Source organism: Pseudomonas sp. GD04058, from assembly GCF_029836855.1.
GTDB classification, from domain to species: domain Bacteria; phylum Pseudomonadota; class Gammaproteobacteria; order Pseudomonadales; family Pseudomonadaceae; genus Aquipseudomonas; species Aquipseudomonas bharatica.
Genome location: NZ_JAOECN010000049.1, coordinates 1 through 22691 on the forward strand (window position 1 = coordinate 1; position 22691 = coordinate 22691).

Annotated in this window: 19 protein-coding genes; 12 read left to right on the top strand and 7 right to left on the bottom strand. The window is 63.0% G+C overall.

Going from position 1 to position 22691, the window contains the following annotated elements; genetic code table 11:
- Positions 1–886: D-hexose-6-phosphate mutarotase (locus N7650_RS25060; RefSeq protein WP_279900487.1), on the bottom strand; the 886-nt coding region annotated here is incomplete at its 3' end.
- A 72-nt stretch (positions 887–958) separates the two neighbouring features.
- Complete coding sequence (locus tag N7650_RS25065) at positions 959–1360, bottom strand: acyl-CoA thioesterase (protein ID WP_009402429.1); 402 nt, start codon at positions 1358–1360, stop codon at positions 959–961.
- Between the two features lie 357 nt (positions 1361–1717).
- Here N7650_RS25065 and N7650_RS25070 point away from each other — a divergent pair, with 357 nt between their 5' ends.
- The 11 genes from N7650_RS25070 (at position 1718) to N7650_RS25120 (ending at position 16976) form a co-directional block, all read left to right on the top strand.
- Positions 1718–3007, top strand: coding sequence for an MFS transporter (locus tag N7650_RS25070; RefSeq protein WP_009402427.1), 1290 nt, complete (start codon positions 1718–1720; stop codon positions 3005–3007).
- A gap of 146 nt (positions 3008–3153) precedes the next feature.
- A complete protein-coding gene (locus N7650_RS25075) occupies positions 3154–5772 on the top strand; it encodes an S-type pyocin domain-containing protein (protein ID WP_009402425.1) in 2619 nt (872 codons plus the stop codon).
- A complete protein-coding gene (locus N7650_RS25080; RefSeq protein ID WP_009402423.1) occupies positions 5769–6230 on the top strand; it encodes a DUF6392 family protein in 462 nt (153 codons plus the stop codon). The genes N7650_RS25075 and N7650_RS25080 overlap by 4 nt, the downstream gene beginning before the upstream one ends.
- A gap of 59 nt (positions 6231–6289) precedes the next feature.
- Complete coding sequence (locus N7650_RS25085; RefSeq protein ID WP_279900490.1) at positions 6290–7792, top strand: bacteriocin immunity protein; 1503 nt, start codon at positions 6290–6292, stop codon at positions 7790–7792.
- Positions 7793–7904: 112 nt separating this feature from the next.
- Positions 7905–8903, top strand: coding sequence for a phosphate ABC transporter substrate-binding protein PstS (locus N7650_RS25090; protein ID WP_009402416.1), 999 nt, complete (start codon positions 7905–7907; stop codon positions 8901–8903).
- 142 nt (positions 8904–9045) lie between these two features.
- Positions 9046–11334 (top strand): ABC transporter permease subunit, encoded by a 2289-nt coding sequence (locus N7650_RS25095; RefSeq protein ID WP_279900492.1) that lies wholly within the window; start codon positions 9046–9048, stop codon positions 11332–11334.
- Between the two features lie 18 nt (positions 11335–11352).
- Positions 11353–13023, top strand: coding sequence for a phosphate ABC transporter permease PstA (pstA, locus tag N7650_RS25100; RefSeq protein WP_064302200.1), 1671 nt, complete (start codon positions 11353–11355; stop codon positions 13021–13023).
- Between the two features lie 82 nt (positions 13024–13105).
- Complete coding sequence (gene pstB / locus N7650_RS25105) at positions 13106–13939, top strand: phosphate ABC transporter ATP-binding protein PstB (RefSeq protein ID WP_009402410.1); 834 nt, start codon at positions 13106–13108, stop codon at positions 13937–13939.
- Positions 13940–14031: 92 nt separating this feature from the next.
- Positions 14032–14787 (top strand): phosphate signaling complex protein PhoU, encoded by a 756-nt coding sequence (gene phoU / locus N7650_RS25110; protein WP_009402408.1) that lies wholly within the window; start codon positions 14032–14034, stop codon positions 14785–14787.
- Between the two features lie 165 nt (positions 14788–14952).
- Complete coding sequence (locus N7650_RS25115) at positions 14953–15849, top strand: response regulator (protein WP_279900494.1); 897 nt, start codon at positions 14953–14955, stop codon at positions 15847–15849.
- A gap of 230 nt (positions 15850–16079) precedes the next feature.
- On the top strand, positions 16080–16976 hold the full coding sequence (locus tag N7650_RS25120; protein WP_279900496.1) for a peptidoglycan DD-metalloendopeptidase family protein: 897 nt from the start codon (positions 16080–16082) through the stop codon (positions 16974–16976).
- A gap of 6 nt (positions 16977–16982) precedes the next feature.
- Here the strand turns inward: N7650_RS25120 and N7650_RS25125 are convergent, their stop codons facing one another.
- From N7650_RS25125 to phoB, 3 genes are all read right to left on the bottom strand, one after another.
- Positions 16983–18320, bottom strand: a complete 1338-nt coding sequence (locus tag N7650_RS25125; RefSeq protein WP_009402405.1) for a hemolysin family protein — start codon at positions 18318–18320, stop codon at positions 16983–16985.
- Between the two features lie 113 nt (positions 18321–18433).
- Positions 18434–19708, bottom strand: a complete 1275-nt coding sequence (gene phoR / locus N7650_RS25130; protein ID WP_240160603.1) for a phosphate regulon sensor histidine kinase PhoR — start codon at positions 19706–19708, stop codon at positions 18434–18436.
- Between the two features lie 132 nt (positions 19709–19840).
- A complete protein-coding gene (phoB, locus tag N7650_RS25135) occupies positions 19841–20530 on the bottom strand; it encodes a phosphate regulon transcriptional regulator PhoB (RefSeq protein WP_009394423.1) in 690 nt (229 codons plus the stop codon).
- 151 nt (positions 20531–20681) lie between these two features.
- On the opposite strand from phoB, the gene N7650_RS25140 reads away from it, so the two are divergent.
- The gene (locus N7650_RS25140; protein ID WP_279900498.1) at positions 20682–21050 is read left to right on the top strand and encodes a hypothetical protein; all 369 of its coding nucleotides are present in this window, start codon (positions 20682–20684) and stop codon (positions 21048–21050) included.
- 110 nt (positions 21051–21160) lie between these two features.
- Here the strand turns inward: N7650_RS25140 and ubiA are convergent, their stop codons facing one another.
- Complete coding sequence (ubiA, locus tag N7650_RS25145; protein WP_279900500.1) at positions 21161–22051, bottom strand: 4-hydroxybenzoate octaprenyltransferase; 891 nt, start codon at positions 22049–22051, stop codon at positions 21161–21163.
- A complete protein-coding gene (locus N7650_RS25150) occupies positions 22051–22617 on the bottom strand; it encodes a chorismate lyase (RefSeq protein ID WP_009394420.1) in 567 nt (188 codons plus the stop codon). The genes ubiA and N7650_RS25150 overlap by 1 nt, the downstream gene beginning before the upstream one ends.
- Positions 22618–22691: the final 74 nt, after the last annotated feature.

Genomic DNA, 22691 nt, shown 5'->3' on the forward strand with positions numbered 1-22691 from the left:
CGCTCGATAGCGTCAGGCTCAAAGTGTGACTCGCGCCCGGCGCCAGCTCGACGATGTCATCCCAGACATTCGCCGTTTCGATGCACAGCATGCGCTGCCAGCCGTCATCGGCCATGTCCGGCAGTTGCGCGGCGCGTTCGGTCCAGGGGTTCCAGATCACCGCCGAGCGCGAGCCGCTGCTGCTGATGCGGATACGTCGCTCCCACGCGGGATCGATGATGCTCAGTTCCGCAGGCGTATCCAGGTAGATACGGTCGGTTTCGCCGCTGAACGCCAGGTCCGTCTGCTGGGTACGCTGCTCCCAGTCGGCGAGCGTCTCGATGTAGTCCCGGCCATTCACCCCTTCCACCCGCACCGAGCGCACGTCGCTGACTGCGAAGTAGCTGTGCAGCGCCTGGCTGAGGGTGACCTTTTCATCGCCCAGGTTGCGACTGGTGAGGTTGAAGGCCAGGTACGCGCCCAGGCGGATCTCGAGGGTCAGCTCGACCTTGTGCGGCCAGCCGGCCAATGCGCCCTGGGTTTCAGGCAGCCCGAACGACAGTTGCACCTCGTCGCCAGTGCTGTCGATGCCGAGCAACTGCCAGTCGCGCCCACGCACCAGGCCGTGAGCCGGGGCGTCATTGCCCTGGAACTGTTGCTGAACGGCCAGCGGGTTGCGCTGCAGATTACCGAACCACGGCCAGCACACCGGAACGCCAGCGCGCACCGATTTGCCGCGGTTGAACAGGGCCTGGTCGCTCAGCCAGAGGAGGGGCGGTTCGCCCAGTCGCTGGTAACTGAGCACCTGCGCACCCTGCTGGGCCACCAGCAGCTCGGCGCTGTCAGTGGTGATGCGCCAGCAGTTGAGTTCGCCGTGTTGTTCCGATTCGACCTTGGGTGTGGACATGCGCTGCTCTCGTTGGATATGCCGTGAGGTCTTCGACCTTGCAAGAACCTGCGAGTTTAGCGCGAGCCCTGGTCAGCGACGAGGCGGGACGGAGCGGGTGCGGCCGCTGCCATCGATGGCGACGAAGACGAACACCGCCTCGGTGACCTTGCGCCATTCGCTGGACAGCGGATCGTCGCTCCACACTTCGACCATCATCTGGATAGAGCTGCGGCCGATCTCCAGGGTCTGGGTATAGAACGACAGCTGCGCGCCGACCGCTACCGGAACCAGAAAGGCCATGCGATCGATCGCCACGGTGGCGACGCGCCCGCCGGCGACACGGCTGGCCATGGCGGTGCCGGCAAGGTCCATCTGGGCGACCAGCCAGCCGCCGAAGATATCGCCGAAACCGTTGGTTTCGCGGGGAAGTGCGGTGATTTGCAAGGCCAGGTCGCCTTGCGGGATAGGATCTTCTTGTTCGAGCTCAATCATGCCGGGGGTGCCTCTGACCCGTGACGCTTCGTTGGTTGACGCAGTAACGCCGCAAAAAAACGATCCAGCCCACTCACTACACTGTTTTCGCTTCGAAGGCGGCGGAGGGAAACTCTGCGAAACCGACCAGGCCAAGCCTGGCAGCGTTTTCGCACAATATCCCACCTTGGGTGCAACCGGTTTCGACGAGGGGCCAGTATATAGAGCCTCGCAGACAGCGACGACCATGCAGTCATGATTATCTGCGCGGAATATGTAGATCTGTGTCGCTTTCGGACAATTTGTTATCGTGCGGGGTTCTTTCCGGCCTCCATAAGCCTTGCTGCCCGCTTCTACCTTCCATTAAGAGAAGTCAAAATGACATCGGTTCCCTCCAGCCTCGACCAGCCGGCCCGGCCGCTGACCCGCAACGATTACAAGACCCTGTCGCTCTCCGCCCTCGGTGGTGCGCTGGAGTTCTATGACTTCATCATCTTCGTGTTCTTCGCCACGGTGGTGGGTAAGTTGTTCTTCCCGGCGGACATGCCCGAGTGGCTGCGCCTGATGCAGACCTTCGGCATCTTCGCCGCAGGCTATCTGGCGCGTCCGCTGGGCGGCATCGTCATGGCCCACTTCGGCGACCTGCTGGGGCGCAAGAAGATGTTCACCCTGAGCATCTTCATGATGGCCGTGCCGACCCTGATCATGGGCCTGCTGCCGACCTACGCGCAGATCGGCATGGCGGCGCCGATCCTTCTGCTGCTGATGCGGGTGATCCAGGGCGCGGCAATCGGCGGCGAGGTGCCGGGGGCATGGGTGTTCGTGTCCGAGCACGTGCCGGCGCGCAATACCGGCTTCGCCTGCGGCACCCTGACCGCCGGCCTGACCGCCGGCATCCTCCTCGGCTCGCTGGTCGCGACCCTGATCAACAGCGTCTATACCCCGGAGGAAGTCGCCGACTACGCCTGGCGGATCCCGTTCCTGCTGGGCGGCGTATTCGGCCTGTTCTCGGTGTACCTGCGTCGCTGGCTGCACGAGACACCGGTATTCGCCGAACTGCAGCAGCGCAAGGCCCTGGCCGAGGAAGTACCGCTGCGCGCCGTGCTGCGTGACCATCGTGGCGCCATCGTCCTGTCGATGCTGCTGACCTGGCTGCTGTCCGCCGGCATCATCGTGGTCATCCTGATGACCCCGACCATATTGCAGACCGTCTACGGCTTCACCCCGAGCGTGGCGCTGCAGGCCAACAGCCTGGCCATCGTCCTGCTGACCCTGGGCTGCATCGGCGCGGGCAGGCTGGTCGACCGCTTCGGCGCGGGTCGTGTGTTCGTCGCCGGTAGCCTGGCGCTGCTGGTCAGCTCCTGGACCTTCTACCACACCCTTGCCGAGCACAAGGACCTGCTGTTCCCGATGTACGCCCTGACCGGGCTGTGCGTCGGCATCGTCGGCGCCGTGCCCTTCGTCATGGTCCGCGCCTTCCCGCCAGTGGTGCGCTTCAGCGGCCTGTCGTTCTCCTACAACGTGGCCTACGCCATCTTCGGCGGCCTGACCCCGATGGCCGTGACCGCGCTGCTCAAGTTCAGCCCGATGGCCCCGGCGCTCTACGTTGCCGGGATCTGCACCATCGGCTTGCTGGTCGGCCTGTATCTGCTGGCGACCAAGCGCTGATCTGCTACCCCTCCGTTGCAGGGCAATCCTGCAACGGGCTTTGCGAAACACATTGATGCATATGGCCGCCTTGCGGCCATAAACATGTACCCCAGCCGCACCCCTCCAACTCGCCACCCTGCGCCATACAGACAAGGAGATTCTGTATGGACAAGTTATTTCCCGATAGGACGACGGGCGATGTGGTTATCCGCGACGGCACCGTCGAAACGCAAGGACCGAGGGACGCGGGCTTTTTCGACATAGGCGGCGGAAGCGGATTTTCCGGTGGCTTTGGCGGATCGAGCCGCAAGCGCGCGAAGAAGCGCGCCAAGGCCAGGGCGGCGGCCATCGCCAAGCGCCGCGCCGAGCAACAAGCCGCAGCCGAAGCGGCGCGGCAGGCACAACTCGCTGCCCAGGCGGCAGCCCAGGCCGCCGCTCATCAGCAATGGGTACAGCACTTCGCGCAGACCCAGCAAGCCACCCGGGCAACGATAGACCGGCACTACGCGGCCAATCTCGGCAACGTTGGTCAAACGTTGAAAGCCGAGTTGGAGGCCGTGCGCAAGTATCCCGCCAATGACGGTAGCGAGCGCTGGCAACTGCACCTGATCACCAGGGAACGGCAGGTGATCGAGGAGATGATCGCGGCGAAAGCCGCCGAGTTGCAGCGCAAAAACCAGCAGGCGCGGGCTTTCGACGGCCAGGATCCGCTCCAGCATTCCCCGCAGGACTACGCCGAGCGCCTGGCGCGGCAAAGCTCCAGCCAGTCGTTCCAGGAACTCCACCAGGCCTGGGAAGCGGCCTATATCGCGGCCCAGGAAGCGCAGTTGCTCTCCGAAGCCGTTCGCCAGTTGACCGAGCGATCCAATGCATTGGCGGCTCGTCACGCCGAGCAGAAAGTCGTGTGGAAGGCCCGCGAGGAGGAATGGGAGCGGCAGCGGCAGTACAAGGAACTGCGTGAGGCGCGGGTCCGGTTCAAGCAGCTGGCGGATGAGAACCTGCGGCTGAAGCGGATCCGCGAGGCCAATTCGCTGACCATGCCAATGGCGGCTACCGCCACTGGAAGCATGCTCACCTGGGACGGCGTCCGGGTGGCGGAAGGTGTGGTGTCGGCCATCGAGCGAGCGGTTGGCGACTCGATCAGGGAGATTGCCCGGGTTGCGGCCATTCGCACCGGTCAGGCGCTTGGGACGTTTGTAACTGCGGCGACCTATTCCACGGCCTTGGGCAACGGCGAACTGATGCCGGAGCAGCGCCGCCTTCTTCAAGGGATCGGAATCCCTGCCGAGGGGATAGGCCTGCATGCAGGACAGGACCTGCAAGCCCTGGCCGAGCGCGGCGGGATGGCCGAGGTCGATTACCGGATCAGGCTTGAAGCCCACGGCAACAGCACCGCCATCATCGTTGCCAGCACCGGTGATGAAATCCCTTCCCGGGTTCCGGTGAGAAACGCGGTGTTCGATCCGCTGACCAACACCTACCGGGCCGAAGGCCAGACGGCGACCGATCGGGACCTGGTGTTCACGGCTGACAGCGCATTGGCGGACCCGCTCAAGCCGCAGGTGCAGACGGCGTCTGGCCTGCTGTCCTCCGAACCGCAAGCGCTTGCGATTCCCGCCGGTGTCGACACCCGGATCAACGACTGCATCGTCTGTATCCCCGGCAGGGCGCCTCTCTATTTCTCGTTCGATGTACCGCCAGCCGGCACGGGCGTTGTCAGTGGCGGTGGGCAGGTTGCCGCTCCGGGTTGGTGGGATGCCAGCGCCCGGACGAGCGGGGCGGCGATTCCTGCGCAGGCGGCAGACACGTTGCGCGGCAGGGAATTCGCGTCGTTTGCCGGTTTCGAGCAGGCGCTGTGGCGATCTATTGGCGAAGAAGCCGCGCCCGGCGGGACGTTCAGCGAGATCAACCAGCGGCGTATTGCCAACGGGCTTGCGCCTTATGCGCCGAAAAGCACCTGGCTAGGTGAGCGCCGCGAGTTCGAGGTGCGGTACTCGCAGAGCGCGGCGTTGGGCAACGCGCCGTATGACCTGGATCGCCTCAGCCTGCACAGCCCGGCCAGCGCCTTCGGCGTGCGAGCCCAGACCCAGCCATTTGCGCCCTGGCTGCAACTGGGCGAACCGATTTCACTCGAGGCCGCGAAATCGCTGGCGCACTCCTCGGGAGGGCGGCGTACCTGGACTCCGCTGGTGCCGCCGGGCAGCGAACTGCTCGGCCCGACCGATCTGCCCTTGGTGCCACCGCTAACCGGGACCATTCCTGGCGCCGAACTCGATCCGTATCGGCCGCAAATCGAAACACTTCCGGGGTTGGACGAGGAGGAGGCCGGGTCCAGGCTTCCTGGTTACGGAGAGGGAAGTGATCTGCCGTCGCCGGGGTTGGTTTTTTCGGAGCCATTGGATGTTGGGCCAGCTGATCAATTGCAGAGAGACAGTAACGGAGATGGTCTGGATATCGATCATATTGTTTCGAAGAAAGCATTGCAGCTATACCTGTCGAGAGCTTTTCCGAACATGACTGATCCGGACATAAAAGCGGCAATCTCCAAGGCGCCTGGTATTGCGATCCCTAGCGAAGTTCACAAGAAATTCAGTGAAACCTACGGTGGGAGAAATACCAAGGAGAAGCAGCATGCCGACGCTCTCGATTTAAAAACCGCTATCGATAGAAATTTCGATGCGATAAAGCCTGGGCTTATTGAACATGGACTGGAAGAGTCGAAAATTGAGCAGGCCAGGCAAAAAATACATGATCTGCAAAGACAGCAAGGGTGGATAAAATGAAGAAGGACGATATCGATAAAATCGTTGGATTTCTTGGTCGGCCTTATGCGGAACTTGCTGCGGAGAATATTTTTCCAGAGGTAGAGTTTATCGAAGTCTACCCTGGCTCTGACAGTATTTACATCCTTCCAGAGGAAGGCCTTGGGTTGGATTTCGTGGCGGAGAATAAGGTGTTGAAGGCGTTGCACATAACGCTGAAAGAAACATACGAAGGCACTAGCGTATATAAAGGCGAGCTTCCCGAGATTTTTTTTCCGGGAATGGACCAGGAGATGGTTCTCGACTTGTTCGGTGAGCCTGTCTCTTCTGGGGCTCCGGTTTTAATGCCTGTGCCTATAGGGCAGACGGGAGGCTGGGCGTTCTACGTGTACGATGACGAACTATTCCCTGGAGTATTACTGCAGTTTCAGTACGCCGCTGATATGCAAGTAAAAACAGTAGTTTTTGCGTTGAAATAAAAAACTGGCCGCCATGCGCTTACAGCGTGGCGGCTTCTATTAATTAAAGGAGCTTTGAAATGGAATTCAAGCCAGCACTTATCGACTACACCCCCGAAGAATTCGAATCCCTCGTCCAGACCCTCTGGAACGCCGACCTGGACAACGCAACCCACGCCCGACTGATCGACCATTTCGACAAGATCATCGGCGACCCCATCGGTGCCGACCTGCTGTTCTATCCGCCTTATCTGGAAACCGGCACGGCCCACTCGGTCGATAGCATCGTATTTCACGTCCGGCAGTGGCATCACCGCCAGGGCAAGGCCGCTTTCCGCAACGACCCGGTACCGGCCCCGCCCAAGCCGCCTGTGCGCTTGAGCCAGCAGGAGCGCAAGGTCGCCGAGTCGAACAAGGAACTGGACAAGACCAACCAATTGATCGCCCAGATCGATGCGGCGGTGAAGTCAGTCGATGACGGCGTGCAGCAGGTTGCCCGGTTGCTGGACCTCTGGCAGGCGCAAACTCTCGACTCGCGGTCCATTGCCGCACATATAGAGGAAATGAGCGCGCTCGAAAGCGCGCAAACCGACATGGTCCGGGCGATAAAGGCACTCGAGTCCATGACACTGAAGGTTCAGTTCTCCAAGTCCGGCGCCGAGCGCAACCTCACCAGTCCTTTCCGTGATCCGGCTATCCAGGCCCAGGTGCTTGCCCTTATCACTGCGGGCAGCAGCCGCTATCTGGCATCAATGGCCGCTACCGAGCAGCGCCATCGGCAGTTGCACGAGCACTGCACGCTGCTGTTCGCGGCAGCGGAGGAGCACCTTGTCCGCCGCTTGTCCGCGCCCGGGGTGCAGGTCGGAAGTACCGCGAGGGTCGTGACGCTTTCATCCCGAGCTTGCCAGTTGCGTCCGGCATTGATGTTCGCCGAAGCCATTGCAATCGATGACCCTGCACCTCTCACCGCCATGAAAAAGTCCATCCGTTCCGCCGTGGCCGAGTTCAGTTGGCAGGCGACCTCACTCAAGGACGAACATCCGGGCACCTTCTGCGGTGTCGCCGGCTTCTTCTTCGAGCACTGGAAGGAGCGAAGCGAGTACGCGGTCAGCGTGCCGCTTGGTGATCTGATGCCCATTGATGGTCACGACTGGGAAGCGCTGGCCCGCTCCGGCGCCGAGGTCGATCTGCCTTATCGCCTGTTCTCCCGATCCGCTCCGGTCGAACGGCGGAAGATCGTTGTCGGGCTGAAAGAGATCACGGCAACGCAGCAGATCTGCCTGACACCCACCAGCGGCAGCGAGTTGTCTGCGAAGGTCAAGGTGGTAGCCGTGGGGCAGACGCTCAGCCATGCGGTTTCAGGGTTGTCGTCCATGGAACTGCGCTGGAGCACGGCGATCGTCGGCCAGTCCGCCGCGCGTCAGGTGGGCGGTGTGATCGACCTGCCCCAGACGCCCTTGCTGGAGCCTCTGAGTGCTGTCGGCCAGGTGAGGTTCGATGATTGCATCCTGGTCTTCCCGACAGGCAGCGGCCTGGAGCCGCTTTATCTTATGTGCAAGCGCGGCAGGGGCGTTCCAACGTAATGAATGATGGCCTTTAATCTAATTGTCACAATCCAGTCATAGATTAGACACGCGCCCTGCAGATACTGGGCCCCGATCCATCTCACCCCCGAATTCCTGCTAGGAGCAAGGCATGAAACTGAAGCGTTTGATGGCGGCCCTGACCTTTGTCGCCGCTGGCGTTGCCACCGCCAATGCGGTCGCCGCTGTTGATCCAGCCATTCCGACCTACACCAAGACCACCGGTGTGTCGGGCAACCTGTCCAGCGTTGGTTCCGATACCCTGGCCAACCTGATGACGCTGTGGGCTGAGGCGTACAAGAAAGAGTACCCGAACGTAAACATTCAGATTCAGGCCGCCGGCTCCTCCACCGCACCGCCCGCGCTGACCGAAGGCACTGCCAACCTGGGCCCGATGAGCCGCAAGATGAAGGACGTCGAGCTGCAGGCCTTCGAGCAGAAATATGGCTACAAGCCTACCGCCATCCCAGTGGCCGTCGATGCCCTGGCCGTGTTCGTGCACAAGGACAACCCGATCAAGGGCCTGACCATGGCCCAGGTCGATGCGATCTTCTCCTCGACCCGCCTGTGCGGCGCCAAGGCCGACGTCAAGACCTGGGGCGACCTGGGCGTGACCGGCGACCTGGCCAACAAGCCGGTGCAGCTGTTCGGCCGCAACTCGGTATCCGGCACCTACGGCTACTTCAAGGAAGAAGCCCTGTGCAAAGGCGACTTCAAGCCTAACGTCAACGAGCAGCCAGGTTCGGCTTCCGTGGTGCAGTCGATCAGCTCCTCGCTGAACGGCATCGGCTACTCCGGCATCGGCTACAAGACCGCTAGCGTCAAGACCGTAGCCCTGGCCAAGAAAGAAGGCGGCGAGTTTGTCGAAGACAACGAAACCAACGCCCTGAACGGCACCTACCCGCTGTCGCGCTTCCTGTACGTGTATGTCAACAAGGCGCCGAACAAGCCTCTGGCCCCGCTGGAAGCCGAGTTCGTCAAGCTGGTCCTGTCCCAGGCCGGTCAGCAGGTCGTGGTGAAGGATGGCTACATCCCGCTGCCAGCCAAAGTGGCTGAAAAAGCCCTGGCTGACCTGGGCCTGTCCCACAGCGCCGGTGTCGCAAAAAACTAACCTGTGATCTCGTGGGGCCCGGTGGACGCCGGGCCCCAGCGGCAAATTTCCAGTCCGCTGCCAGAACCACCTGTGCGGCGGGCTTTTTTGCGTCACCGCATTGTCATGTTTCTGTCATATGGGACCGCTAGGGTGTGTGCGCATGAATGATCTGGCCAACTCCACAATGACCCAAAATTCTTCTCCCGTGCGGATTGACTTCAATACGCCCGAGCTGCAACGCAAGCGCCGCATCCGTGCGCTCAAGGATCGCCTGACCCGCTGGTATGTACTGGTGGGCGGGCTCGCTGTATTGGCGGCCATTACCCTGATCTTCTTCTATCTGGCCTATGTGGTAGTGCCGCTGTTCCAGGGTGCGAGCCTGACCAGCAAGCCGGCCCTGCAGCCCGCCTGGCTGCAGCAGGACGCCGGCAAGCCGCTGATGATTGCCCTGGAAGAGCAGAACCTGGTGGGCATGCGGGTTTCCGACAAGGGCCAGGTCCTGTTCTTCGACACCAAGAGCGGCGCCGAGCTCAAGCGTGTCGATCTGCCCCTGCCGGCCGGTGTCCAGGTGACCTCCATCGGTGCCGACCAGCCTGGTAGCCCGCTGGTCGTGCTGGGTCTGTCCAATGGTCAGGTGCTGGTGTTCCACCACACCTACAAGATCACCTACCCGGACAACAAAAAGACCATCACCCCCGCCATTGACTACCCGTACGGCCAGGAGCCCATTGCCCTGGACGAGCAGGGAAGGGCGCTGGAACACGTAAGCCTCAACGTCAATGGCGATACCTTGCTGCTGACCGGGTCTGCCGGTGCGCACCTGCAGGTGCTGCGGCTGAGCCGCTCGGAAAACATGATGACCGGCGAGGTCAGCAACGAGCAGGAACGCATCGACCTGCCGCAGATGACCGAGCCGGTGAAGCAGATCTTCGTCGATCCGCGCCAGCAATGGCTGTACGTCATCAACGGTCGCGCCCAGGCCGATGTGTTCAGCCTGCGCGAGAGGAGCCTCAACGGCCGCTACAAGCTGGCCGAGGACGGCAACGCCGAGATCACCGCCAGCGCCCAGCTGGTCGGCGGCATCTCGCTGATCACCGGCGACTCCAAGGGCGTCCTGACCCAGTGGTTCATGGCCCGTGACCCGGATGGCGAGCAGCATCTCAAGCGCATCCGCGATTTCAGGATGGGCGACTCGCCCATCGTGCAGATCGACGCCGAAGAGCGCCGCAAGGGTTTCGTCGCCCTCGATGCCAGCGGCAAGCTCGGCGTGTTCCACAGCACCGCGCACCGTACCCTGCTGATCGAACAGGTGGTCGACGGCCCGGGCATCCTGGCGTTGTCGCCGCGGGCCAACCGGGTGTTCATCGAGGACGGCAGCAAGCTGCAGCCGCTGAGCCTGAAGAACCCGCATCCGGAAGTTTCCTTCAGCGCCCTGTGGGGCAAGGTCTGGTACGAGAACTACGACGAGCCCAAGTACGTCTGGCAATCCACCGCCTCGAACACCGACTTCGAACCCAAGCTGAGCCTCTCGCCGCTGACCTTCGGCACCCTCAAGGCCGCCTTCTACGCCATGATCCTGGCCGCTCCGCTGGCGATTGCCGCCGCCATCTACACCGCTTACTTCATGGCCCCGGGCATGCGGCGCAAGGTCAAGCCGGTGATCGAACTGATGGAAGCGATGCCGACGGTGATCCTCGGTTTCTTCGCCGGCCTGTTCCTCGCACCGTACCTGGAGGCTCACCTGCCGGGCGTATTCAGCCTGATGCTGTTGCTGCCGCTGGGCATCCTGGTCGCCGGCTTCGGCTGGAGCCGCCTGCCCGAGTCGATCCGCCTGCGCGTGCCGGATGGCTGGGAAGCGGCGATCCTGATCCCGGTGATCCTGTTCACCGGCTGGTTCGCCCTGTACATGAGCCCGTTCATGGAAACCTGGTTCTTCGGCGGCGACATGCGCCTGTGGATCACCAACGACCTGGGCATCACCTATGACCAGCGCAACGCCCTGGTGGTCGGTATCGCCATGGGCTTCGCGGTGATTCCGAACATCTACTCGATCGCCGAGGACGCCGTGTTCAGCGTGCCGCGCAGCCTGACCCTGGGCTCGCTGGCGCTGGGCGCCACGCCCTGGCAGACCCTGACCCGGGTGGTCATCCTGACTGCCAGCCCGGGCATCTTCTCGGCGCTGATGATCGGCATGGGCCGCGCCGTGGGCGAAACCATGATCGTGCTGATGGCCACCGGCAACACGCCGGTGATGGAGCTGAACCTGTTCGAGGGCATGCGCACCCTGGCGGCCAACGTCGCGGTGGAAATGCCCGAGTCGGAAGTCGGCGGCAGCCATTACCGCGTGCTGTTCCTGGCGGCGCTGGTGCTGCTGATGTTCACCTTCGTCATGAACACCTTGGCCGAGCTGATTCGCCAGCGTCTGCGCAAGAAATACTCGTCGCTTTGATAGAGAAGGTAGCGATCCGTGAAAAAGGATTCCCTTAAAAGCTGGTTCAAGAGCGGCGCTCCCGGTGTCTGGATCAGCGGTGGCTCGGTCGCCATCGCGGTCATCATGACCATCGGCCTGCTCGCCGTCATCGCCGTGCGCGGCCTGGGCCACTTCTGGCCCGCCGACCTGGTCCAGGCCAGCTACAACGTGCCGGGCCAGCCGGCGCAGGTGGTGGTGGGCGAGGTTGTTCAAAAAGAAGAAGTGCCACGCGCGCGCCTCAAGGGTGCCGGCCTTCCGGTGCCGGACGACGGCCCGGAATTCATGACCCGCGAGCTGATCAAGGTCGGCAACCGCGACCTCAACGGCAGTGATTTCACCTGGGTGGTCGGTGAGTGGCTGGCCGACGAGCAGCGCCCGGCCGAGCTGATCGCCCTGGAGCGCCGCGAGTGGGGCAACTTCTACGGCTATCTGGTCAGCGTCAAGGAAAACGGCAAGGTGGTCGCCGAAGGCCCGGCCGCGTGGGCCGAACTGCAAAGCCGCCTGGCCCGTGCCGACAAGCTGGCCAGCGACCTGCAGACGCTGGAGAAGAAGGATATCGGCGCCATCAACCATGGCCTCGAACGCCTGCGCCTGCACAGTCGCAAACTGGAGCTTGAAGGCAAGCTGGACGCCACCGCCCAGGCCGATATCGAGTCCGAGCGCGCCGAGCTGAACAACCGCTACAAGGCCATCGAAGAACGCTTGGGCAACCTGCACCGGGACTTCGCCCGCGACTCGATGGTCGCCCGTGACGGCAACGGTCGCGAAGTGGAAATCAACCTGAGCAAGATCGTCCATGCCTACCAGCCAAACGGCATGGGCCTGTTCACCAAGCTTGGGGTGTACTTCGCCAAGGTCTGGGAATTCCTCAGCGACGACCCGCGTGAAGCCAACACCGAGGGCGGTATCTTCCCGGCCATCTTCGGCACCGTGATGATGACCCTGATCATGGCGGTGATCGTCACCCCGTTCGGCGTGCTGGCAGCGGTCTACCTGCGCGAATATGCGCGCCAGGGCCCGGTGACCCGGCTGATCCGCATCGCCGTGAACAACCTGGCCGGTGTGCCGGCGATCGTCTACGGCGTGTTTGGCCTGGGCTTCTTCGTCTACGTGCTGGGCGGTTCGCTGGACCGCCTGTTCTTCCCCGAAGCGCTGCCGGCACCGACCCTGGGCACCCCGGGCCTGCTCTGGGCTTCGCTGACCCTGGCACTGCTGGCGGTGCCGGTGGTGATCGTGGCCACCGAGGAAGGCCTGGCGCGTATCCCGCGCACCGTGCGCGAGGGCTCGCTGGCCCTGGGTGCGACCAAGGCCGAGACGCTGTGGAAGATCGTCCTGCCGATGGCCAGCCCGGCGATGATGACCGGCATGATCCTGGCGGTGGCCCGCGCCGCTGGCGAAGTGGCGCCGCTGATGCTGGTGGGCGTGGTCAAGCTGGCACCTTCGCTGCCCGTGGACGGCAACTACCCGTACCTGCACCTGGACCAGAAGATCATGCACCTGGGCTTCCACATCTACGACGTGGGCTTCCAGAGCCCGAACGTCGAGGCCGCCCGTCCGCTGGTGTACGCCACTGCGCTGCTGCTGGTCCTGGTGATCGCCACCCTGAACCTGTCGGCCGTATGGATCCGCAACCACCTGCGCGAGAAGTACAAGGCGCTGGATAGCTGATCGCCGCACCCTTGCTAGCGCCGCCCGTGTCCCGTCACGGGCGGCCCGATGAAACGAAATTGATAGCGTATGGAGTCTTACCATGCAGCATGAATCCCACGCCCACGGCATCGACATGTCCGCCCTGGGTCGCGACAAGCAGAGCCTGCGCCTGGCCGAAGAAACCGTGGCCATCGAAGTCCCGGGCCTGAGCCTGTACTACGGCGACAAGCAAGCCCTGTTCGATGTCAGCATGAACATCCCCAAGCAGCGCGTGACCGCGTTCATCGGCCCGTCCGGCTGCGGCAAGTCGACCTTGCTGCGCACCTTCAACCGCATGAACGACCTGGTCGATGGCTGCCGCGTCGAGGGCGCCATCAACCTGTACGGCAACAACATCTACCGCAAGGGCGAGGACGTCGCCGAGCTGCGTCGCCGCGTCGGTATGGTGTTCCAGAAGCCCAACCCGTTCCCCAAGACCATCTATGAAAACGTGGTCTACGGCCTGCGTATTCAGGGCATCAACAAGAAGCGCGTGCTCGACGAAGCCGTCGAATGGGCCCTGAGGGGCGCCGCGCTGTGGGACGAAGTGAAGGACCGCCTGCACGACTCGGCACTGGGCCTGTCCGGTGGCCAGCAGCAGCGTCTGGTCATTGCCCGGACCATCGCCGTTGAGCCGGAAGTCCTGCTCCTCGACGAACCCTGCTCGGCCCTCGACCCGATCTCCACCCTCAAGGTCGAAGAGCTGATCTACGAGCTGAAGTCCAAGTACACCATCGTCATCGTGACCCACAACATGCAGCAGGCAGCGCGGGTCTCCGACTACACCGCGTTCATGTACATGGGCAAACTGGTGGAATTCGGCGACACCGACACCCTGTTCACCAACCCGGCGAAGAAGCAGACCGAAGACTACATCACCGGTCGCTACGGCTAGGTCCGGCCCGGGCAGCGCGCGGTTCGCAGGACAGAAACGAATGACTTGGAGCTTGCAGCCTGTAGCTGGAAGCTTCCTCGCGGAGCGAAAGCATGATCGATAAAGACAGCCTCACCCATCACATCTCCCAACAGTTCAACGCCGAGCTCGAAGAGGTGCGCAGCCATCTTCTGGCCATGGGCGGCCTGGTCGAGAAACAGGTCAACGACGCGGTCACCGCGCTGATCGAGGCCGACTCCGGCCTGGCCCAGCAGGTGCGTGAAGTCGACGAGCAGATCAACCAGATGGAGCGCAACATCGACGAAGAGTGCGTGCGCATCCTTGCCCGTCGCCAGCCGGCTGCGTCCGACCTGCGCCTGATCATCAGCATTTCCAAGTCGGTGATCGACCTGGAGCGCATCGGTGACGAATCGACCAAGATCGCCCGCCGCGCCATCCAGTTGTGCGAGGAAGGCGAGTCGCCACGTGGCTATGTCGAGGTCCGGCATATCGGCGACCAGGTGCGCAACATGGTGCGTGACGCGCTGGATGCCTTCGCCCGCTTCGATGCCGACCTTGCGCTGTCCGTGGCCCAGTACGACAAGACCATCGACCGCGAGTACAAGACCGCCCTGCGCGAGCTGGTCACCTACATGATGGAAGACCCGCGCTCGATTTCCCGCGTGCTCAGCGTGATCTGGGCGCTGCGCTCGCTGGAGCGGATCGGCGACCACGCGCGCAACATCTCCGAGCTGGTGATCTACCTGGTGCGTGGCACCGACGTGCGGCACATGGGCCTCAAGCGCATGAAAGAAGAAGTGCAGGGCGTCGAAAAAGCTAATGTTCCGGCCGAATCTGACGATAAATAAGACTGCCCCAAGAACTGACGCCCGGCTTTTGGCCGGGCGTTTTCGTTTGCGGCAGCGCAGTTGAAGGCACCCGCGAACGAATGTGTCGTTGTCCCGGCGTGACCGAAGTTTTGGCAAATGGCCATCAGTCAACGTTATGCTAGTCGGGATATGGAAGGAGTGGCGATGAGTAAAGTCAGTGTGCTTGTTGTGGATGATGCGCCGTTCATCCGTGACCTGGTAAAGAAATGCCTGCGTAACTATTTTCCCGGCATGGTTATCGAGGATGCGGTCAACGGGCGCAAGGCCCAGACCCTGATGACCAAGGACGTCTTCGATATGGTCCTGTGCGACTGGGAGATGCCGGAGATGTCCGGCCTCGAGTTGCTCACCTGGTGCCGTCAGCAGGACGCGCTCAAGGCCCTGCCGTTCATCATGGTGACCAGCCGTGGCGACAAGGAAAACGTGGTGCAGGCCATTCACGCCGGCGTCTCGGACTATGTCGGCAAGCCGTTCACCAACGAGCAGTTGCTGACCAAGGTGAAGAAAGCCCTGGCCAAGGTCGGCAAGCTGGAAGCCGCCATGGCGGGTGGCCCGGCGCGTACCTCCACCGGCTTCGCCAATGATTCGCTGTCGGCCTTGACCGGCAATGCACCCAAGACCGCCGCTGCAACGGCAGCTCCGGCGCCTGCTGCCAAGCCGCTGATCAACGCGCCTGCGCCCCAGGCCCAGCCGGCTTCGCCCAGTGGCCGTGGCCAGGGTCAATTGCGCCTGTCCAGCGGCAACCAGCCGTGCATCATCAAGGCCCTGACCCTCAAGGAAGCCTCGCTGGTGGTACGCCGCAGCGACGCCCTGCCACAAGTGCTGGAAGGCGCCGTGCTCGACCTGGAGCAAGGCGAGAACTCCGAGATCGCCCGTCTCAACGGCTACCTGCACTCGGTCGCGGCCATGGAGCCGAAGCCGGACAGCGACTGGCTGCAACTGATCTTCCGCTTCGTCGACCAGGATGCGCAGAAGCTGGATTACCTGTCGCGCCTGATTGCCCGTGGTACGGCGCAGAAGCAGTACATTCCAAGCGCCTGATTACTTGGTTGCTGCTGATGGCCTCATCGCTGGCAAGCCAGCTCCCACACCCCTGTGGGAGCTGGCTTGCCAGCGATGAGGCCAGTGAAGATATGGCCGTTTAGCGGCAAATTGCCACCGCTGATCGGCTGCAACCCTCTCAAGCCGTTTCCACGGCTCCCCGGCCGATTCCCCGCTGCTAGTCTTCGACGATAACCCCAAGAAAAACCGTCGTCGGAGGGCCTCCCGTCATGCCCGTTCGCCTGCTGCTGTTCTGCGCATTGCTGTTCGCCGCCGGACCGGCGCTGGCCAAGACCATCTACCAACACCGGGACGCCTTCGGCGTGGTCACCTATTCCGACCGGCCGATCGCCGGCTCGCGGCCTTTCATCTTCCGCGACCGCATGGACGAGAAACTCGATAGCCAGGTCCATCTGCAAGTCACGCCCCATCCCGGCGGCGTGCATTTCTCTGTCTACAACGAGCTGTACGCCCCGGTGGAGGTCGAATTGCGCCTGGAGCGCCTGGGCAATGCCCGGGAAGCGGGGCCGCGGGTGGTGCGCCGGGTGATTCCGGCGCGGGCCACGGTGGCGCTGGCCGGGCTGACGGCGATCCAGCCAGGGCAGAAGATCAGCTACAAGGAAACCCTGCGTACCGCCCTCGGCGATCCCGCCCTGCGGCCGCAGGCCTATCGCTATCCGTTGCCCTGGCGCGGCGGGCCCTTCCGTCTGACCCAGGGCCCTAACGGCCGCTTCAGCCATTTCGGCCCCAAGGGCCGTTACGCCATGGATATCGCCATGCCAGAGGGCACGCCGATCATAGCGGCGCGTGCCGGGGTGGTGGTGAAGGTGGAAAACCGGCAGAGCGGGCGGGGAAACCAGCCGTCAGGCAATTTCGTGAGGGTCCTGCATAACGACGGCACCATGGGCGTGTACCTGCATCTGCAGCGCGGTTCGGTGGTGGTGCGTGAGGGCCAGCAGGTGGCCTATGGCACGCCGCTGGCGCGCTCGGGGAATACCGGGAGGAGCACCGCGCCGCACCTGCATTTCGTGGTGCAGCGCAATGTCGGGCTGGCGGTGGAGTCAATTCCCTACCAGTTCAACCAGCCCATCGGCGGGTTGCCGAACTTCACCGCCGGCAACCCCTGAGGTGGCTCAATCGAGCTTGAGCACCTTGGCCAGGACGATCTTCGGCCCCTTCATCTTCTTGATGATGATGCGCAGGCCTTCGACTTCCAGCACTTCTTCCTCTTCCGGGACCCGCTTGAGGGTCTCGTAGACCAGGCCGGCGAGGGTTTCCGCCTCGATATGGTCAAGGTCGATACCCAGCAGGCGCTCTACCTTGAACAGCGGCGTATCGCCGCGCACCAGCAGCTTGCCCGGCTGGTAGGCGAGGATGCCGCGCTCGGTCTTGCGGTGTTCGTCCTGGATATCGCCGACCAGCACTTCCAGCACGTCTTCCATGGTCAGGTAGCCAATGACCTTGCCGTCGGCTTCCTCGACCAGGGCGAAGTGCGCGCCGCCCTTGCGGAACTGCTCCAGCAGCTGCGACAGCGGCATGTGCCGGGATACGCGCTCCAGCGGGCGGACCAGCTCGACCAGGTTGAACGACTCCGGTACGTGGTCCAGGGCCGCCAGTTCCAGCAGCAGGTCCTTGATATGCAGCAGGCCGACGAATTCGCCGCGTTCGGCGTCGAACACCGGGTAACGGCTGAACTTGTGCCGACGGAACATCGCCAGGATCTCTTTCAGCGGCGCATTGACGTCGAGGCTGATCATGTCTTCCCGGGAGTTGGCCCAGTCGACGACTTCCAGCTCGCCCATCTCCACGGCCGAGGCGAGTACGCGCATGCCCTGGTCGCTCGGGTCCTGGCCGCGGCTGGAATGGAGGATCAGCTTCAGCTCTTCACGGCTGTAGTGATGCTCGTGATGCGGGCCGGGCTCGCCCTGGCCGGCGATGCGCAGGATGGCGTTGGCGCTGGCGTTGAGCAGGTAGATGGCCGGGTACATCAGCCAGTAGAACAGGTACAGCGGCACGGCGGTCCACAGCGACAGCAGCTCCGGCTTGCGGATCGCCCAGGATTTCGGGGCCAGCTCGCCGACCACGATATGCAGGTAGGAAATCACGAAGAAGGCGCTGAAGAAGGACACCGCCTTGATGATTTCCGGCGACTGCACGCCGACTGCGGCCAAAAGCGGCTCCAGCAGGTGGGCGAAGGCCGGCTCGCCGACCCAGCCGAGGCCCAGCGAAGCCAGGGTGATGCCCAACTGGCAGGCGGACAGGTAAGCGTCGAGTTGACTGTGGACGGTGCGCAGGATGCTGCCGCGCCAGCCGTGCTGCTCGGCGATCGCCTCGACCCGGGTCGAGCGCAGCTTGACCATGGCGAACTCGGCGGCGACGAAGAAGCCGTTGAGCAGAACCAGGAGCAGGGCGAAAAGAATCATGCCGAAGTCGGCAAAGAGGGAGGCGAGGCTAATACTGGAAGGTTCCATGATGGAGTTTTAAAGGATTCCGTGTTCTTGAAATAGAAAGAAATAGGTGCCAGCTTGCGCTGGCACGATCCGCCAATGTAGCGGCTGGGGGCGCAAATGCAAAGCGCGCTGGATCAGCTGGCCTTGGCCGGGGCCAACTGGGCGACCGGGAAATGGCAGGTGAACGTGCTGCCGTGGCCCGGTACGCTGCTGATCTCCAGGCGACCGCGATGGCGCAGCAGCACATGCTTGACGATCGCCAGGCCCAGCCCGGTGCCGCCAGTGTTGGAGGCGCGGCTGGAGTCGACCCGGTAGAAGCGCTCGGTCAGGCGCGGCAGGTGCTTGGCGTCGATACCGATGCCGGAATCCTGCACGCTGAGGTGCGCACCCTGCTCGTCGGCCCACCAGCGGATCCGGATAGTGCCGCCGTCCTGGGTGTACTTGACCGCGTTGAACACCAGGTTGGAAAAGGCACTGCGCAGTTCCGTCTCGCTGCCCTTCAGGCGCAGGCCTGGTTCGGCTTCCAGGCTGATGCGCTGGTTGCGCTGGCCGGACAGGGCCTGGGCATCGCCCTTGATCGAGTTCAGCAGGCTGTCGACGGCGACGGGGTGGTTATCCGAGGGGTAATCGGTGGCTTCCAGCTTGGCCAGCAGCAGCAGGTCGTTGAGCAGGGTCTGCATGCGCCCACCCTGTTGCTGCATCTGCTGCAGGGCACGCACCCAACGTGGATTCACGTCTTCGACGTTGTCCAGCAAGGTTTCCAGGTAACCGGCGATCACCGTCAGCGGCGTGCGCAGTTCGTGGGATACGTTGGCGACGAAATCCTTGCGCATCTGTTCCAGTTGGTGGATGCGGGTCACGTCACGCACCAGCATCAGGTGCTCGCTGTTGCCATAGCGGGTGATATGGAACTGGATGCGCACCCGGTCACTGATCGGCGACGGGATTTCCAGGGGTTCGAGGTAGTTTTCCTGCTCGAAATATTCCTTGAAGCGCGGATGGCGGACCAGGTTGGTCACCGGCTGACCGCTGTCCTGTGGGGTCTTCAGGCCCAGCAGGGTCTCGGCGGCGCGGTTCCACCATTCCAGGTTGCCTTCGCTGTCGAGCATGATCACCGCGTCCTTCAACGCCGCGGTGGACTCCTGGACACGGTCGATCACCGCCTGCAGGCGCCCGCGCACGCGCTGGTCGCGGCGCTGCAGGTGATAGATGCTGTCGAACACTTCTCCCCACAGGCCGTAGCCATCCGGCGGTGGCTCGTCGGGCTTGTGCGCCTGCAGCCAATGGTGCAGGCGCAGCATCTGCTTGAGGGTCCAGCCCAGGTAGACCGCCAGGCCCAGGGCCAGGGCCCAGCCGTAGTATCCGCTGATCAGTCCGATGATCAGGCACACGCTGATCAGCAGCAGCATGTGGCGAATCAGGGTGCCGTGCCAGTTCTGGTTCAATTGGGGATCCTTGCGGATCAGCTTCAAGCTGCAAGCCGATCTCGTTTTTGCTTTTGCTCTTACTTGAGGCTTGTAACTTATGGCTTGTAGCTGTTCCTAGCCCTTGGTCGAGAAGCGGTAGCCGGTACCACGGACGGTTTGTACCAGATTTTCGTAGGCATCACCCAACGCCTTGCGCAGGCGCCGGATATGCACATCGACGGTGCGCTCCTCGACGTAGACGTTGCCGCCCCAGACCTGGTCCAGCAACTGGCCGCGGGTATAGGCGCGCTCCTGGTGGGTCATGAAGAATTGCAGCAGGCGATATTCGGTCGGGCCCATCTCGGCCGGCTTGCCGTCGATGGTCACGCGGTGGCTGATGGGGTCGAGCAGCAGGCCACCGACCTCGATCGGCGCTTCGCCGTCTGTCGGGCCTGCGCGGCGTAGCACCGCCTTGAGGCGGGCGACCAGCTCGCGGGGCGAGAACGGCTTGGTGATGTAGTCGTCGGCGCCGACTTCCAGGCCCTGGATCTTGTTATCTTCCTCGCCCTTGGCGGTCAGCATGATGATCGGTACGTCGCTGGTCAACTCGTCGCGCTTCAGGCGCCGGGCCAGTTCGATGCCGGAGGTGCCTGGCAGCATCCAGTCGAGCAGGATCAGGTCCGGCTTGCGGTCGACGATGATGGCGTGGGCCTGCTGGGAGTTTTCCGCCTCCAGGCAGTCATAGCCGGCCATTTCCAAGGCAACGGCGATCATTTCGCGAATGGGCGCTTCGTCGTCGACGATCAGAATGTTCCTGCCAACCATGCTCAAACCTCTTCCCAGCTTCAGGTGTCTTGGCCCGCATTAGATAACGGAATTATTGCAGCTGTGTGACAAGTCCGGGGACGTTGCAGCAACATTCCGTTACTAGGCTAGGCTTTAGATCCCGCACTTCAAGAACGACACGGTGAATCCAATGACACGACATACGCTGAACTGGATGGCTCTCTGTGCAACCCTGGCGCTGCCGGGAGTGGCACTGGCCGCGCCGGCCATGGAGAAGAACGGCATGCTGGTGGACCACGCCGGAATGACGCTTTATACCTTCGACAAGGACAGTGGTGGCAAGTCGATGTGTGCTGGCGAATGCGCCAAGAACTGGCCACCGCTGATGGTCCAGGCTGGCGAGAAGGCCGAGGGCAAATGGACGCAGATCAAGCGCGACGACGGCAGCATGCAATGGGCCTACGACGGCAAGCCGCTGTATACCTTCGTCAAGGACAAGAAAGCCGGCGACACGACTGGCGATGGCATGAAGGATGTCTGGCACGCGGCCAAGCCGTAAGCCTTGAGGGCCTCATCGCTGGCAAGCCAGCTCCCACAGGGACCGCATGCACCACCGGACCTGTGGGAGCTGGCTTGCCAGCGATAGGGCCATCAGCAACAACAGAAGAGTCAGCGGGTGGCGTAATCGACCACGATGCTGACGAAAATGATGAACCCCGCCCAATGGTTATGCAGGAACGCCTTGAAGCAGGCCTCCCGCTCCAGTCCCCGGGTCGACCAGTATTCCCAGGCGAAGCACAGCGCTGCACCCAGCAGCCCGAGGTGGAACCATCCGCCCAGCCCGAACTGGTTGCCTGCCAGCAGCAGGCACAGCAATGACGCACCTTGCAGCGACAGGATGATGGTGCGATCGGCCTCGCCGAACAGGATCGCGGTGGACTTCACCCCGATCTTCAGGTCGTCGTCCCGATCGACCATGGCGTAGTAGGTGTCGTATCCCACCGTCCACAACAGGTTGGCGATGTACAGCAGCCAGGCGATCGCTGGCAGCTCGCCGTTGGCCGCCGTGAATGCCATGGGAATGCCCCACGAATACGCCGCACCCAGGACCACCTGCGGGTAGTAGGTGTAGCGCTTCATGAACGGGTAACAGGCTGCCAGGGCGACTGCGCCGAATGACAGCAGCACGGTCTTCTGGTTGGTGCACAGCACCAGCAGGAAGCTGATGCCGACCAGCAGGGCGAACAGTGCCAGGGCTTCGCGGGCGCTGATGCGCCCGGCGGCCAGCGGACGTCCGGCCGTGCGCTTCACATGACCATCCACCTTGCGGTCGGCGAAGTCGTTGATCGCACACCCGGCGGCACGCATCAGCACTACGCCGAAGAAGAAGATCAGGACATTGGCGACGGAGGGCGAGCCGTTGCCGGCGATCCACACCGCCGACAGGGTCGGCCACAGCAGCAGGTAGATGCCGATCGGCTTGTCCATGCGGCTGAGCTGGATGAAGTCCCAGGCCCGGGGGTGCAGGCGGTTGAGCGATTTGAGCAGGCTCAGGTACATCAGCGGGTCTCCTTGAACGCTTCGGCGGCGTGCCACAGGCCAGGCAGGAACACTTCCGCCACCAGCACGCCGAGGGCGCCACGATCGAAACGCGAGCGGCGGCCCCAGAGATTGTCTGCAGCCTGCCCGGCAGGCAGCCAGGCGCGCGGATAATGACAGACCTCGATGGCCTGGCGGACGAAGCCCTGGTCGCAGAACAGCAGCTCGCCCAGCGAGCGGCTGCCGAGCGCTTCCAGGTCCAGTCCGTCATCACGCAAGGCCTGGCGTGCGGCAACGCTGCGGGCGAATACCCAGGGTTCACCGTGCCCGCGCAGATACACCTCGCGCACCCAGCCCTCGCTGCCGGGTGCCAGGCCCAGGGCCTGGCATTCGTCATCGCGCAGGGCCTGCCAGCCTTCGAAAAGTGGTGTTACGGAAAAATGGTCGCGGGAAAGGCGGGTCAAGCGGCGGGTCAGGGAGCCCTGGTCGAACAGCCAATCGAGGGTGGCGGCCGGCGTCGTCGTGGCGAGCCGCTCGGCATATGGCGCCCAGCGCCCGACGGAAACTTGCGGGTATTCGTTTGGCACGGTAGGTAGAGGGTTACAGGCCAGAGAAGCGGCGAAGCTTAACATGTTTGCTTGTACCGGCTTGCATCCCCTGG

Bases quoted from the DNA above. Each gene is read 5' to 3' on its own strand.
- N7650_RS25065 (WP_009402429.1), bottom strand. From the start codon at position 1,360: ATGATTGAGCTCGAACAAGAAGATCCTATCCCGCAAGGCGACCTGGCC.
- N7650_RS25070 (WP_009402427.1), top strand. From the start codon at position 1,718: ATGACATCGGTTCCCTCCAGCCTCGACCAGCCGGCCCGGCCGCTGACC.
- N7650_RS25075 (WP_009402425.1), top strand. From the start codon at position 3,154: ATGGACAAGTTATTTCCCGATAGGACGACGGGCGATGTGGTTATCCGC.
- N7650_RS25080 (WP_009402423.1), top strand. From the start codon at position 5,769: ATGAAGAAGGACGATATCGATAAAATCGTTGGATTTCTTGGTCGGCCT.
- N7650_RS25085 (WP_279900490.1), top strand. From the start codon at position 6,290: ATGGAATTCAAGCCAGCACTTATCGACTACACCCCCGAAGAATTCGAA.
- N7650_RS25090 (WP_009402416.1), top strand. From the start codon at position 7,905: ATGAAACTGAAGCGTTTGATGGCGGCCCTGACCTTTGTCGCCGCTGGC.
- N7650_RS25095 (WP_279900492.1), top strand. From the start codon at position 9,046: ATGAATGATCTGGCCAACTCCACAATGACCCAAAATTCTTCTCCCGTG.
- pstB (WP_009402410.1), top strand. From the start codon at position 13,106: ATGCAGCATGAATCCCACGCCCACGGCATCGACATGTCCGCCCTGGGT.
- phoU (WP_009402408.1), top strand. From the start codon at position 14,032: ATGATCGATAAAGACAGCCTCACCCATCACATCTCCCAACAGTTCAAC.
- N7650_RS25115 (WP_279900494.1), top strand. From the start codon at position 14,953: ATGAGTAAAGTCAGTGTGCTTGTTGTGGATGATGCGCCGTTCATCCGT.
- N7650_RS25120 (WP_279900496.1), top strand. From the start codon at position 16,080: ATGCCCGTTCGCCTGCTGCTGTTCTGCGCATTGCTGTTCGCCGCCGGA.
- N7650_RS25125 (WP_009402405.1), bottom strand. From the start codon at position 18,320: ATGGAACCTTCCAGTATTAGCCTCGCCTCCCTCTTTGCCGACTTCGGC.
- phoR (WP_240160603.1), bottom strand. From the start codon at position 19,708: ATGCTGCTGCTGATCAGCGTGTGCCTGATCATCGGACTGATCAGCGGA.
- phoB (WP_009394423.1), bottom strand. From the start codon at position 20,530: ATGGTTGGCAGGAACATTCTGATCGTCGACGACGAAGCGCCCATTCGC.
- N7650_RS25140 (WP_279900498.1), top strand. From the start codon at position 20,682: ATGACACGACATACGCTGAACTGGATGGCTCTCTGTGCAACCCTGGCG.
- ubiA (WP_279900500.1), bottom strand. From the start codon at position 22,051: ATGTACCTGAGCCTGCTCAAATCGCTCAACCGCCTGCACCCCCGGGCC.